Below are 14,663 nucleotides of genomic sequence, written 5' to 3'. Positions count from 1 at the left end.
ATAAAATCAAAGAACACTTTATTGGATTCACTAGAATGTTGATTTGCCGATCCTAGTGTTATTTTTTTTCCATTGTTCAAAGTCATACTATAAGAGGTTCCTCCTCTTACAGTAATTGTATTACACTTCACTATATCTTTATAGTTGATTTTTCCAGTTTTACGAGATTCCATTGTATCTTCATTCAACCATAATTCATCAATAGCAAAAGTTGTTTTGACAACCATTAGGATTGGCACAAACATAAGTACAACAAATACAGGTATGATAATTTCAAGACGTAAGCTTTTTGGTGAAATAATATTCATCTCTAATAAAACCACAAATAATATCCCAAGTAGTAGGAAACCGCTAATCAGAATTACAATTTTTAAAACAATCTTGCTATAATCTGATATTGATAATTTGTATTTTTTTTCCATTTATTTAATTGTATTCGCTAAACTTATCTTGATAAAAACAATGATAGTATCGATATTAATCATTTGATGAGAAAAATATTAAGCTATAGATGCAATCGTATTTTTAATTAAACGTATAAACTCATTTAACTCTCTATGTTGATAATTTTTCTCCCATACCAAAGATATTTTTCTTGTAAAATTGGCATCAATAATTGGGATAAATTTAACTTCGGGGATAGAAAATACAGGTTTAGGCATGAGCGTTACTCCCATCCCCGATGCTACCAGCGCAAAGACAGTTTCATTATTATCTGCTACAAAATTGATATTCAAACTAATTTTTCTTTGTTTTAATTCATTAAATACATCGGTATAAAGCGCACATTGGCTTCTCTCTATAAATACTTCTTCTTGTAGCTGTTTTAAAGAGATTCCACTTTGATTAGAAAGAGGGTGATCACAATGGATAAGAAAATATAATTTTTCTGTTGCTACTGTCATTTTTTCAAACATAACCTCATCAATATCTTTTTCAGTAAAAAAAGCATCAATCTTATTCCTTTGTAAAGCATCTAACAAAGCATCGTGTTTTTCTTCAATAATATTAATATGCAATACAGGATTCTTTTTTTTATAATCATTTACAAAATGAAGCACATCATTGATAGAGACATTTTGTACAAAACCTAATTTTAGAGATTCAATATTTCTGATATTAAAATCCTCTTCAATTTCATACCATTGGTGAATCATCTTTTTTGCTTTGGGTAAAAAATCCTCTCCATGTTGCGTGAGTTTTACACTCCTATTATTTCTTTCAAATAGCTTAACTCCCAAATGCTGCTCCAGCTTTTTTATTCCTGAAGAAAAAGTAGATTGTACCACATGTACTTCTTTGGCTGCTTTTGTAAAGTTTTTTGTTGTTGACAGGGTCACAAAATATTTTATAAAATGTAAATTCATAATCGTTTTTATAGATTACTCTATCTAATAAATCTGTTTTGAAGATGATTGTAAATTTAAGAAATTCGAGCTTACAAACTCTTAAAATAAAATAACATGTCAAGTTTTAAACAAATAGAAATAGAAGAAGCTCAAGGAAAAACCAAAGACCTATACGATACCATCACGGCTGGTTTTGGGGGAGTTCCAAATTTATTTAAAATGTTAGGGCAAACTCCTGATATTCTAGAAGCCGTACTGGCAATCAATTCTGGTATTACCAGTGGAGAACTTACTGCCAAAGATGTAGAACAAATTGCATTGACCGTTTCTTCTATTAATGCTTGTGATTATTGTGTCGCAACTCATGTAGAAATAGGCTCACAATTTAAAATTCCTAAAGTAGAATTATTAGATAATATACAAGGTATGTCTAATGATTCAAAAATGAGAGCAATTCTTAATTTTGCTAAAGAAGCAACCTTACACAGAGGCAAAGTAAGTCAAGAATCTATAAAAACTCTACATTCTTTTAATATTGGTAACAAAACAATTATAGAGATTCTAACGGTAGTGGGCTTGTATACATTTTTGAATTACCTGAATCATCTAACACAACCTGTTATTGATTTCCCTAGGGTTGAATATGCTCCTTTACAAGTATAAAATATAACACCATTTGCACTTTGAATTTACCATCTTTTATAAAACGCACGCTTTTAAAAAATCTGTAGAAAATAGTTATATAACAACTAATATCAGCCTTTGTAAAACTGTAGTGATTTATCTTTTTAATTGGTAATAAAAGCATCATTTTTTGCTAGAACCAAAAAGCAAATCACTTCATATTGTATAGACCATTACTCGATAACCTTAACATTATTTAATTCATCTTGCAATAATTTTATGAATGTACTGGTATTAGTTTGTTTTATCTTTGCGTTTAGTTTTTTCAAATCAGAATTTCTACAGAGTTACTTATTAATTTTGATTCAAAATTAAAATATCAACACACAATGATCACAAGAAATTTATTTCTATTAGTAGTACTACTATTTACAATCAACTTCTCTAATGCACAAAATAATGGTGAAAATGAATTAGGAGCCTGGTATATGTATTTTGGTACCAATCGCATTACAGACAAACTTAGTATTCACTCTGAAGCGCAGTTTCGTTTTTATGAGGTAACCAATACTTTTAATCAATTATTACTAAGAACTGGGGTCAATTATCATATCAATGATAAAGCTATAGCGACTGCAGGGTATGGTTTTATTAGTACCGACGGTAGTTTTGATGATATTCCTGGTGAAGAGAATGCCAAAGAACATCGAATTTTTGAACAATTTATCTTAAAAAATAATGTTGGTAAATTCAAATTTGAACACAGATACCGACTTGAACAACGATTTATAAGTACTCAAGCTGACGATTTTACAGAACACAGGGCCAGATATAGATTACAACTCACCTATCCTATCAACGATCATTGGTTTTTAAATGCCTATGATGAAGTTTTTATCAATCTACAGGAACCTATTTTTGGGCAAAACAGATTGTATGGAGCAATTGGATATAATGTAAAATCAAATTTTAGCATACAACTAGGCTATCTCAAAAATCATTTTACAGGAATTAATTATGACAGGCTTCAACTTGGAATAATCTACAATACCGATTTCAGGAAAAAAGATCAATAAACAGGTTTCTATTATATAGATGATTTACACTTTTTACAAAAAACTACCATTTGTTATATGCAGATGGTAGTTTTTTTATAATCTGTATTTCTCATATCGTTTCAAACAGTATAAGTATTTGTATTTCTGTTTAACACATTTTTAACCATTTGTATACGTCATGTTTATCTTAAAAATTCGACTTTTAGGTTAAACAACCATAAAGATATGAGCCTAACTAAAGTAACTTTTACCAATCCTGAAGGTCAATCGCTTTCTGGTCGCCTAGAGCTTCCCGCCGATCAACACCCTCATAATTATGCTTTATTTGCACATTGCTTTACTTGTACCAAGAACTTGGGAGCAGTGAGAAATATCAGTCGTAGCCTTACGAATCGAGGTTTTGGAGTCCTACGATTTGATTTTACTGGATTAGGCGAAAGTGAAGGGGATTTTGAAGATACCAATTTCTCTGGCAATGTCAATGATCTTATAGCGGCTGCAGATTTCTTATCAAAAAATTACAATGCCCCCTCCTTACTTATTGGCCATTCTTTAGGGGGAGCTGCTTCAATTTTTGCAGCAACAAAAATTTATAGTATCAAAGCTATAGCTACAATCGGTGCACCTTCTAATCCAAAACATGTTACGCATTTATTAAAAAGCAATTTGGAAGAGATAAAAACCAATGGACAAGCAACTATCAATCTAAGTGGTAGAGATTTTACAATAAAAAAACAATTTCTGGACGATCTGGAAAGCAAATCACTTCCTGAAATTGCCAAAAATTTAAACAAGGCTCTATTAGTACTGCACTCTCCTCAAGATACTACTGTTACAATAAAAAATGCAGAAGAAATTTATCACGCTGCCAGACATCCTAAAAGTTTTATCTCTCTTGATGGAGCAGATCACTTGCTTATGGAGAAAAGAGATTCATTGTATGTAGGAAATGTTATTGCTGGATGGGCATCTCGATATGTAGATATTGCAGAAGAACCAAAACTAAAAAGTAACCATCAGGTGGTTGCCAGTTTAGGAAATGCAGAAGGATATACTACCCAAATGAAGGTTGGAAATCATTATTTAATTGCTGATGAACCTAAGCAAGTAGGTGGAAACGATTTTGGCCCCTCACCATACGAACTTGTATCTGCAGGATTATCTGCATGCACAGCAATGACTATAAAAATGTATATTGCCAGAAAAGGATGGGATTTACAGCATGTAGAAGTACATACTAGTTATAGTAAATCTCATATTCTTGATTGTAACAATTGCGACGATCCCAACGCTAAGATTGATACGTTTAACAGAGAAATCAAAATTGAAGGAAATCTAGATGAAAAACAGATTACCAGAATTCTACAGATTGCAGACAAATGTCCTGTACATAAAACACTACATAATGACACACAGGTAATCACTTCTCTTCTCTAAAAAATATAGTATAGCCCCTCTCTATATTTATTATTATGTGAGAGAGGGGTATAAAAAGATAAATTATATACGTAGATCATTAATCCCACCTTTTATAATTCTACGCACTTAATATCTTTTATCTATCTATTTTATAAACTTATTTAATAACAAGATTTGATAATAGAAAACTATGTAAGCTTGAGTTTTTTTGAATTGTAAAAACCAGAAAACGTACAGAGAATAAGCTATTTCCTAATCAAAACTTATATTGAATTAATTTTAGTCGTATAAAAATTAATTATTAAACACCTAGCAAGGTAATAGTTTAAAAAAAAGAAAAGTCCTGAATCTATATAGAGTTGAAGATTCAGGACTTATTTATCTTGATTTATAGAAAATAATCATTTTTTGCCTTTATCTCTCAACTTTTATTCTATCATGTTGTAAACAAAATCGCCAATTCTAGTAGAATTGGCGACTCTGATTAACTGATAAAATGTTTTATTGTGTGATTACAAAATTTTACTGTTTAATCAATCTCTGTGTTTTTACAACATTACCTTCTTTATCTTCTATAGAAATCATATAAATACCCGAATGTTTAATTTTGGGTTGTAAAAAGACATTGGTATCAGAAGACATAAAAACAACTTCTTTTTTATGAACGACATTACCTCCCATATTATATATAATAACAGTATATGTTGTATTATATTTTGATGGTAACGATGCTGTTATATTAATTGTATTTATAAATGGATTAGGGTGAATTCTAAATGTTTCTTTTTTATAAGTTTGATTTATATTTTCTCCTAAAACATTTCTGCTACAAGTACCTGTTTTTGTCCATGCAGATTCCCAATAAGATCCTGTACCAGGAGCATATGCCCATGCAGCAGAAGATGAACACCATCCTGGTTCTTTACAAACAAACTTTTGGTTTTCGTTTTGCACTTCTTGATTACGATTGTATGAAGTACCTACTACATATTGTACAATTCCATTACAACCACTACCACCTGTAGTTTCTGTAAAATTGGCTGTTACGTTTTTATTTGAACTCATAACAACAGTTGCGGGGTTTGTTGATCCCGATAAGGCACCACCCCATCCATTAAATTGCCATCCTGACGCAGGAGTTGCGGTAACTGTAGCAGAAGCACCACTACTATAAGTTCCTCCTCCAGTAACATTTCCTTGTCCTGTAGTACTAGTAGTCAAAGTAAACGTATTAGGTGTTTGGCTTGTAGTGTAATTCGCATACACAGAATATCTATAATTGGTTTGAGAACCACTACCATAACTAGAAGGCATATTGTTTCCACTAGCTGACCAACTTGATCCTGTTGCTTGATATCTACCTGGGCTACCAGATGCATAGGCTATCCCAGGGTTGTTAGAAAATATCCAGGCAATCCATATAGTATCGCCATTACCTACTGTAACTGGGCTTTGTAAAGATATAGTTTGCCATCCTCTAGAAGTTCTAACTCCAGTAATTGGTGTTTGTCCTATTCTATTACCTGGTGCTCCATTATTATCAGCATACACTCCTATTTGAACATCTCCTGAGCCACCTGCAATATGAAAAGCAACACTTTGCAGAGTTCCACTCTCACTCATTGTATAAGGCATTGCTCTTCGCGTAGCATGACTTGAATCATTACCTCCTACGGTTGTAATTCCAATAGTAGATAATGTTGTAGAACCATCTAATGTCGTTACATTTTTTACAGCACTATATCCAGAGCTGTTTCCTGCAGCATCCTTGGCTTTTATTTTGAATGCATATGAAGTATTCGGAGATAACCCGTTTACATCATAGCCTGTAGTTGTAGCACTTCCTACCTTTGAGTTATTTTGATAAATATCATACCCTGATACTCCTACATTATCTGTAGATGCATTCCAACTTAATGATACAGAATTTGATGTAATATTAGACGCTGTTAAATTTGCAGGAACTGAAGGTGGCTCTGTATCTACAACACTTGTATTTGTAATAGTCACCACACTACCGTTTGATGGGTTCCAGATATCTAAGTTACGAGGAATCGCAAAAACATTAGAATTAGATACTTCACCAACTTGTGAAGCATTATCTACTTTGATTGTTCTGGTCTCAATTTTATTTTCATCTATAAATACCCATTTAAACTGATTAAACTTTGCAGAATTACGAGTCCAGGTTTTGTTATCATCATTGGTTCTTAATGGTGCTCCCCAGCATCCTTCTCCAACATAAGTCGTTCCGTTTTGATTATCTCTTACAAACCCTTCTTCACTTCCTGATCCTGTAGTAGGGCGAACAGGCCAAGTAGTTTTTACAGTATGTGCATCACACTCTACTACAAGTTTTACTCCTTTGTCATAAAATAATTGCGCCCAATTACTGTACTGACTATTTCCTTCTCTTTTTCGAGAAACATGAGGTCTCATTGGTTTGTGATACTGTGCTATTTTCCAAACAGTGTTGGGGTTGCTATTAAGATCATTTCGTAACCACGTAGTTTGACTTCCAGAAATAGAAATTTCTGTATTCAGTGTATACGTTCTTACCAAGTTACGGCCAAAAGTAATAGCATAGTATACATTTGATGAGGGTACATCAAAAAGGTTATAAATACTATTATTACTATCCTCATGATTTCCTCGTGTGGCTACAATGGGAAACATTCTTTTATCATTGGCAATAGTTAACTGCCAATCATTAAACCAATCAATCCATTCACGACTACTATCGCCATTGGTCATATCTCCTCCAAACAGTACAGCATGAGGTTTAAGTTTTGCAACCAAGCGATTTGCATTTTTTCGTGGAGTCCTATTATTTCTAGAATCTCCTCCTGCTACAAAAGACAATCTGCTATTATCTGCAGGTGCTGTTTTAAACCAAAATCGCTCACTTGTGCCTTGGCTATCTCTAATTACAAAATAATATGCTGTATTAGGGGTAAGCCCAGTAAGACGAGCAAAAGTATTATTCATTCCTTTATAGTATACTGTTTTATCAGGGGTTTTAGAGTTTGGATAGTTACTATAATTCGTTCCATGATCGGTTGTTCCATAATGAACAACAGGGTTGTTTCCTGAGGTTTGGTCCCATCCTACAACTATTGAAGTTGATGGATTACCCCGTAAGGTCAAACGGTACTTACCGTTTGAAGCATAAATCTGACACCCTAAAAGGATTGCCAGAAGGATACATAGTTTTCTCATAATAATATAGTTAAGTTTTTATCAGTCAATGAGCTAATTAACCAATAAATTGATAATTTAGTATTGTTTTTATTAATATTTTCGCATTAAATATGTCCACAATTACGCTAGATTAGATATCATGCGGGGTACACGGGATTCATTTCTATACCATTTTAGTAGAGTTATAAAAATACATGGTTAATTTACGGTATTATCACCTCTATTTTATTCTTAATTCATATGATATTTAGTGAATAACTCTAATAGCAAGTGCAGGATTTTTTATAAGAATACGTTTTCAAAAACAACTATTTATTATCCCGAGATAGATCTAATACCATTTCTTGATTAAAATTACCTTCTAATTTTTTCTTTTTACTTTATACTTCTAAATAAAAATATATCAATAGGGATGCTGTCAATAATCCTTAAACTATTTACAGGATTCAAAATAAAGAAGACCGTTTTGAGAAAACGGTCTTCTATAGTAAAGTTAATATGCTAATTTGTTATTATTCTATAATAAAACGTTGGATACTTTCATTCTTATCAGCATTCTGAATTTTTAGTATATACATACCAGCTTCCAGAGTATCAACATTTATAAGGCCATTACTATCTAGTTTTCCTTCTTTAACTACTTGTCCTATTAAATTAATGACAGTATACGAAGAATCAGATAATCCGTTTTTAGGAAGCAACACATGAAGCGCATTTCCTTTTTTCAACGGATTAGGATATATACTTACAGTAGATAACTTTCCTTCGTCTTCAGTTCCTAAGACAGGAATTATACCTCCAAAAGTTTCTATTCTTTCTGTAATCAATGTTCCTCCGCAAGTTCCTTCATAAATTTTCACATTAGAGAAAATTGAGTTATTTCCGCTACTTGCATCATTATCATTAATAAATACCAGACGATCCATAGCCCCTGTATAAAAACTACCTACAGGAATTACATACTTTTTGGTACCACTGGTATAATTATCATAATTAGTTACCCCATAATTTTGTGTTCCATGAACTTTAAAGTACCTAGTAGAGGTTAATGTATTATCATTCTCGAAACCAACACCGTGAATTTCACCTTCTGCAGTACTACTAAAATCAAATTCAACAACTGTATTTGCGGTTACATTATAATTCATAGATATGTATTTCCAAGTATTATTTTGTAGAGATAATGCTGTTCCTCCATTCTGAACAGAGAAGTTTCCTGCATTATCCTGATTAGAGAATGCGGTAATCTGAAAATCATTAAAATTGATTGCATTACATACAGGATCAGGACCAGTTGTTCCGTTTTGAATACTTACTGCATCTATTGCAATATCACTTTGCCAACCACTGCTTCCACTACCCGTTACAACATTAAATCGCAACTGAACGCTTGCTTTTCCTGCATAAGAAGATAGGTCCACATTAGCTGTATTCCACCCAGTTCCCTGAGCTCCTGCTTTACTAAATACACTACTCCATGTACCTGTATTATCCGTTCTTGCTTCAACTGCTAATGAATTTATAGCACTACCGACCATATGGTATTGAAATGTAAGTGTTGGTGTTGCTAGATTGCTAAAGTTTAAACAAGGAGAATTTAAAATAGCCTTTTTATTAGGAGATGCTGTACCAGAAGCTTCTACATATAAATAAAAAGTACCATCTGCTGCACTAGCAGGTCCTGTACCATTAGAAGGAGTTCCTCCAGAATTTCTTGTCCAATCTAGATCATCTCCAGAAGAGGCTTGTGACCATTGTCCTAAATTTGTTTCAAAGCTTTCTGAGAACGGGAATGAAGCTACATCACCAGAACAATTACCTGTTCCTGGATCTGGCCCACCATCGCAAGGATCTAAGAAAGAAACCGTTTGATCGGTATTACTATTAGAACCTCCATTTGTATTCTCATTGGCATCTTTACCAACACCACGACCAGCAAAGGCTTTCCATATCAAACATTTATATTTTTCGTTGTATAAATCTCTATCTGCCTGTAGTATCCCGTCTCTACCAGAAACAAATCCTGGATTATTGGCTGTGTTTTTCAATCCTTCGATTACCAATGCCATAGCAATATTATTCCCACCAGTTCCATTATAAAAATCAGGATCAAATCCTTCTTGATCTATTATCAACCAAGTCATATCCCATAAGATAGTTGCAAAAGCATACCCTACACCATGTGGTACTCTCAGACCATTGATATCTGCATAATCAGTACCATTGATCGATTTATCTGTAGAATAAGGAGTAGGTCGTATTCCTGCTCCAGAAGTTGCTTGTCCTAATGCATAAGTACCAACTCCTCTCTTTTTTACTCCTGTATCACCAGCTTTCATAGTAAGCATAAGTCCAAACCAGTCAGACCAACCTTCTCCCATTTGCTCAGATCCTCCTAGAGCATTTGTAGAAGGCCCTCCTACTAATCTGGTAGATATACCATGCCCGTATTCGTGAGCAATAATCCCATTATCAAAATCACCGTCACGTTTTGGATTTGTTCTATTCCAAAGATACATTTGCATTCTTGGGTTACGTCCTTCAGGAGGGGTTCCAAAATTAGCATTGTTAACACAGTTTGTTCTAGGATCATTACAAGTAACGCTTCCGTCTTGAGCATCAGCATATACAAAATCATTCCCTCTTCCTCCTTTACCATAATTATTTTCCTGAAAATTACCACTTGCTTCATTAAAACCGTACTGATACCATACATCATGCATAATATTATTCCAGTAAAACAAATTGGTAATTGCAGCATCCATATAACTTGCGGGTTGTTGATTAAGATTTAACGGAAAGTTAAAATCAAGACTTGACGACCCATTAGGCGATGCCCCTGTACCATTATTACCATTTGCATCATCTTGTGCCCAGACATTATTTCCTCTAGTAATAGTATGTTCTGCTCCAGAGGCACCATTGGTATCATGCCATCCATAAGGAGATGCATTTGTATTAGCAGGGTTTGTTACTATAGATCGGTCCCCATGTATCGGGCTTTCTATTGGCATTGCAAATACATTATAAGAATCTGGAGCCATTGTAGTAGTTGATTCTTCTGCTACCGTCACTATATTTTTTATAGTTGGCTCTGCACTATGAGTATGAGTTGTGTGATCTTCAGTTTCAAAATTACACTTTACTACCCAGTTGTTTTCATGTATAATCTCACCTGTTGATGCATCTACATAACTATCCCACCAATTATGGCCGTTTTTTTCATATAAATTTACATTCCAACATAGATGTAACTTCCCGTTATGTAGTTTATATACTTGTTTTACATTAATTGGTTCGTTATCTCCTGTAATACCTGAATCCACATATTGGGAAACATTATTATCATTTGATTTACTTGCCGTTTTAATCAATCTTTTTGCAGATGGTAAGTTATGTGCTCTTATAACTGACTGTATTGCTGCAATTTCTGTTGAAGAAGCTTTTGCCAAAGTTACCTTTGATTTTAAGTTTCTAATAAACTGATCAATCTCATAAGTAACTTTTCCTCCTTGAACCGTAAGCTTATAAGATCCATCAACTATCGGGATGTTATTAAATAGCTGATTTACATAAACATGGATTATCCCTGGTTTTAATGAAGGAACTTCATCTGTTATTCTCCACTCTGAAAAGTCATTAAAGGATGAAGAAGTTTTTGAGGTCTCACTTTGCGTAACACTACCAAAGTGCTTTCGAACGATCTCGCTCGAGTTCTGTGCAATAAGCGTTTGCCCAACTATAAATAATAGTATGGCAAACGAGTACTTGTTTTTCATAAAAATTAATTTTGAGTTTGTGTGCCGTAAAATTAACAAAAACCCAACCTTTTATTTAAACAAATAAGAAATCCATATATAGTTAACAAAAATTAACAATTATATTAAAAAATATTTAACAATTTCATTTTATTAATAAAACCAGATCCTTAAACTTTACTCAGCTATTATAAACACATAGCTTTCTGCATTATTTCTTTCTCTTATCTTATTTTATTCTAAAAAGAAACAAAATAAATACCATCATTTTTTTATGGTTAAAAAGTAACTATTATCATCCCTTTTTTTATAACTAACGTTAGTTAACTACATAAAATACAGTTGTTTGATTAATGATAATCATTAAATATTAAACAAAATAATCTGGGGTCATGTTATTCTTTCTTATCAGAAGTCAAAAGTTATTAAGAGTCTGATATACTGTATTTAAAACAAAACGACACCAACAGAGTAGCATATTACGGGATTTCTCATTTATTATTTTGTCATAAACTAAAACTACGTTATATTACGTTTAAATAACCTAGGGACAAGAGAGTACTTATAAAATAAGCTATAATCATATTCATTAATATTTATGGAAAATGATGTATAGCTGATTCTATTTGACCATTGGAAAACAATAAATACAAACAGATGAAAGCTTTAAGATTGATAGTATTTGCTTTTTTATCAATAATTGCGTTGAGTTGTAAAGGAGAAAAAAAAGAAACAACAGATCAAAAAAAACACTCAAAAACTACTGATGAAGAAGAAATCATAACATTAGCATTTACTATGCAACCAAAAAATGGTAGTAATGCTTCTGGTAAAATAACTTTTATCGAGTATGCTGGTATGGTAAGTATGGAAGCTATAATAACTGGATTAAGTGAAGGGGAACATGCTATTCATATCCACGAAAAAGCTGACTGTTCTTCTGATGATGGCAAATCTACTGGAGGGCACTGGAATCCTACAATGGAACCTCATGGAAAATGGGGCGCAAAAGAAGGGTATCACAGAGGAGATATTGGCAATTTTAAAGTGGACTCTAAGGGTAACGGAAACATCACTTTTGCTACCAATGAATGGTGTATTGATTGCGATGATGACAAAAAAAATATTCTGGGAAAAGCAATTATCGTTCACCAAGGAGTTGATGACTTCACCTCTCAACCTTCTGGTAATGCAGGAAGCAGAATAAGCTGTGGGGGTATTATACAGTGATTTAATCTAAGATAAAAATAGTTCCTAATTATTACTTCTTGATTATACCTCGTAGAGATTCTATTGAAACACCCTAATTGCAACTATTTTATAAAACCTCTACTATACTTATAATTAAGCTTACGCTCCTATCATTTAATTTATAATTTTTCTAAAATAGCATTTGATCAAAATAAAATTAACTTTGTAGCAAATAAATAGCTAATGAATCCATCGACTTCTGGCTGGATAGAAAAATTTTTACGAGATCTGGATGGTAATTCGCATTTACCACAATGGTCACTCGATGAATTGTATCTGCATCTAAGACGAGTAGGCTTTATCTACGGTACTTCTATCGATACTATCATAATTAATAACTCTGGCATTATATATTCTGAAGAAGAAAAGACAAAGACTAATTTATTTACTGCATTGGTTGTTACTTATTACGATACTATTGAAAATGCTGGTAAAAGTGATTGTATAGAAGCTTTGATACAATTTTATAGTTTTTTGGATACTAAAAAATCTATTTTTTCTTTTGGCAACATACTGCCCTCCAATAATAATGAAAAGCTAGAAAAAATTATACATGCTCGTATACAAACAAATGAATCTATTTTTAAGAAAAACTTTAGTCATTTATTAACCAATGCCTTATTGTTTATTGATGTATTAGCATTTGAGTATTTTTTGATCTACGATAAAGATCCTTTTGGATATGCATCAAAACTAGAAGAGACCTTAACAAACACTGCTTTTCTTGCTTTAAACTCAAAAAAAGAGCAAGATAAATATGATAAACTATTAGTCAAATTATTTTCTTCATCTGTACGGTATACTAATATTTCTAATGAAGAAGAAACTAGTTTTGATTATATAGAATTAGATCCATATACTGATGAAATTGAAAAGAAATATATTTTGGACCTTACCAGTATGGCAGTTTGGAATGATGAAGAATTTGATAAAAACGAACAAGGATTCATGTATGCTTTAGGCACTAAACTCGAGGTTTCAAAAACTATAGTCAAAGAATCTATATATCTAGTTCGTTCTTTTATCAATGATTATAAAGAAGATATTTCATTTTTCAACTATTCGCATCCTGCTTTACATTTTTATCAACAAACATCTAAAACGGTAAGCATATTAATTTTAAGGAATAAAAACCGATTAATTAAAGAAATCTCAGAGAGTAAAGATCTGATGATTTTGTTAGGGCAATCGACTACTCGAGATTTATCTAAAGAAGAAAAACAACAAGTAAAAAAACAATTATTGGACATCTGTAAAACAGTACCTTCTCTTGCAATTTTTATTCTACCAGGTGGAAGCCTTTTACTTCCTATTTTGATTAAATTTATTCCTCAGTTATTACCTTCTGCATTCAACGAAAACAAGTAGTCTATTATTTATAAATCAATTTTTTCAAGAGCTTTATAATTTCTTTGTAACCTACGAGTGAAGATTCCATAAATCACTCTATAAAATAAGGCGATTAATACCACAAACACTAGAGTAATCAATAATGTACTCACTACAATAAGCCAAACGGGAGGTTGGTTCCCTAATGCTTGACTCTGAAACTCATCTGTAAAGAAGATAATATATCCAACTGTAGCCATCATTATAAAGGCAAAAAAACCAATATTTACCCATATATAGTGCCGAACCGTCTTTCTAGTTTTGAGAATGTTATTCATCAATACTTTTGCGGAATCAGTTGTTTCTATTTTTTTATAATTTAAATAAAAGCGAACAATAAAGTATATAAGAATACTATAATATACTACAGTGGTTATGGTGCCAAATGATTCTATACTTCCTTTCTGAAGTTTAGCATGCATTCCATTTAACCTAAATACAACATCTAAAGAGGCCCACAACAAAAACTCTAGAATACTAATAATAAAAATCCACCTTACAATAGAAGAAGATTTTTTTAATATCATTTGATATATTTGTTGATATGTCAATTTAGGAAGCACATCTTCTTGCTTCTTCCAGTTTTTCTTTAATAATTCTAATTCATCCATTAA

The 14,663-nt window shown here is 32.4% G+C and carries 10 protein-coding genes; 5 read left to right on the top strand and 5 right to left on the bottom strand.

The genetic code is table 11. The features are described from left to right. Window positions 1-422, bottom strand: a 422-nt coding sequence (locus DG508_RS20380) for a hypothetical protein (protein WP_159090952.1), incomplete at its 3' end; no start/stop codon positions are given. Window positions 423-500: 78 nt separating this feature from the next. Next, the gene (locus DG508_RS20375; protein ID WP_108870186.1) at window positions 501-1,367 is read right to left on the bottom strand and encodes a LysR family transcriptional regulator; all 867 of its coding nucleotides are present in this window, start codon (window positions 1,365-1,367) and stop codon (window positions 501-503) included. A 96-nt stretch (window positions 1,368-1,463) separates the two neighbouring features. On the opposite strand from DG508_RS20375, the gene DG508_RS20370 reads away from it, so the two are divergent. The 3 genes from DG508_RS20370 (at window position 1,464) to DG508_RS20360 (ending at window position 4,468) form a co-directional block, all read left to right on the top strand. Further along, complete coding sequence (locus tag DG508_RS20370; protein ID WP_108870184.1) at window positions 1,464-2,012, top strand: carboxymuconolactone decarboxylase family protein; 549 nt, start codon at window positions 1,464-1,466, stop codon at window positions 2,010-2,012. Window positions 2,013-2,362: 350 nt separating this feature from the next. Then, window positions 2,363-3,049: a DUF2490 domain-containing protein gene (locus DG508_RS20365; protein WP_108870182.1), complete on the top strand. Its 687-nt coding sequence runs from the start codon at window positions 2,363-2,365 to the stop codon at window positions 3,047-3,049. 207 nt (window positions 3,050-3,256) lie between these two features. After that, window positions 3,257-4,468, top strand: coding sequence for a bifunctional alpha/beta hydrolase/OsmC family protein (locus DG508_RS20360; protein ID WP_108870180.1), 1,212 nt, complete (start codon window positions 3,257-3,259; stop codon window positions 4,466-4,468). Window positions 4,469-4,972: 504 nt separating this feature from the next. Here DG508_RS20360 and DG508_RS20355 read toward each other — a convergent pair. Together DG508_RS20355 and DG508_RS20350 are read right to left on the bottom strand one after the other, a co-directional pair. Continuing rightward, window positions 4,973-7,669 carry a fibronectin type III domain-containing protein gene (locus tag DG508_RS20355; protein WP_108870178.1) on the bottom strand — a complete coding sequence of 899 codons (2,697 nt, stop codon included), beginning with the start codon at window positions 7,667-7,669 and terminating at the stop codon, window positions 4,973-4,975. Window positions 7,670-8,163: 494 nt separating this feature from the next. Further along, window positions 8,164-11,430: a M36 family metallopeptidase gene (locus DG508_RS20350; RefSeq protein WP_108870176.1), complete on the bottom strand. Its 3,267-nt coding sequence runs from the start codon at window positions 11,428-11,430 to the stop codon at window positions 8,164-8,166. A 636-nt stretch (window positions 11,431-12,066) separates the two neighbouring features. On the opposite strand from DG508_RS20350, the gene DG508_RS20345 reads away from it, so the two are divergent. Next, on the top strand, window positions 12,067-12,639 hold the full coding sequence (locus tag DG508_RS20345) for a superoxide dismutase family protein (RefSeq protein ID WP_108870174.1): 573 nt from the start codon (window positions 12,067-12,069) through the stop codon (window positions 12,637-12,639). A 204-nt stretch (window positions 12,640-12,843) separates the two neighbouring features. Continuing rightward, the gene (locus tag DG508_RS20340; protein ID WP_108870172.1) at window positions 12,844-14,028 is read left to right on the top strand and encodes an LETM1-related biofilm-associated protein; all 1,185 of its coding nucleotides are present in this window, start codon (window positions 12,844-12,846) and stop codon (window positions 14,026-14,028) included. An 8-nt stretch (window positions 14,029-14,036) separates the two neighbouring features. Here DG508_RS20340 and DG508_RS20335 read toward each other — a convergent pair whose 3' ends face one another. Next, complete coding sequence (locus tag DG508_RS20335) at window positions 14,037-14,660, bottom strand: hypothetical protein (RefSeq protein WP_103865424.1); 624 nt, start codon at window positions 14,658-14,660, stop codon at window positions 14,037-14,039. Window positions 14,661-14,663 lie beyond the last annotated feature (3 nt).

This window comes from Aquimarina aquimarini (assembly GCF_900299535.1).
In the GTDB taxonomy this organism is placed as follows: domain Bacteria; phylum Bacteroidota; class Bacteroidia; order Flavobacteriales; family Flavobacteriaceae; genus Aquimarina; species Aquimarina aquimarini.
Note: the sequence above shows the minus strand (reverse complement) of the source record. Positions and strands in the feature narration are given on the sequence as shown.

What these genes read in the sequence shown, in the direction of transcription:
- DG508_RS20350 (WP_108870176.1), bottom strand. Translation starts at nt 11,430, where the DNA reads ATGAAAAACAAGTACTCGTTTGCCATACTATTATTTATAGTTGGGCAA.
- DG508_RS20370 (WP_108870184.1), top strand. Translation starts at nt 1,464, where the DNA reads ATGTCAAGTTTTAAACAAATAGAAATAGAAGAAGCTCAAGGAAAAACC.
- DG508_RS20335 (WP_103865424.1), bottom strand. Translation starts at nt 14,660, where the DNA reads ATGGATGAATTAGAATTATTAAAGAAAAACTGGAAGAAGCAAGAAGAT.
- DG508_RS20345 (WP_108870174.1), top strand. Translation starts at nt 12,067, where the DNA reads ATGAAAGCTTTAAGATTGATAGTATTTGCTTTTTTATCAATAATTGCG.
- DG508_RS20360 (WP_108870180.1), top strand. Translation starts at nt 3,257, where the DNA reads ATGAGCCTAACTAAAGTAACTTTTACCAATCCTGAAGGTCAATCGCTT.
- DG508_RS20375 (WP_108870186.1), bottom strand. Translation starts at nt 1,367, where the DNA reads ATGAATTTACATTTTATAAAATATTTTGTGACCCTGTCAACAACAAAA.
- DG508_RS20365 (WP_108870182.1), top strand. Translation starts at nt 2,363, where the DNA reads ATGATCACAAGAAATTTATTTCTATTAGTAGTACTACTATTTACAATC.
- DG508_RS20340 (WP_108870172.1), top strand. Translation starts at nt 12,844, where the DNA reads ATGAATCCATCGACTTCTGGCTGGATAGAAAAATTTTTACGAGATCTG.
- DG508_RS20355 (WP_108870178.1), bottom strand. Translation starts at nt 7,669, where the DNA reads ATGAGAAAACTATGTATCCTTCTGGCAATCCTTTTAGGGTGTCAGATT.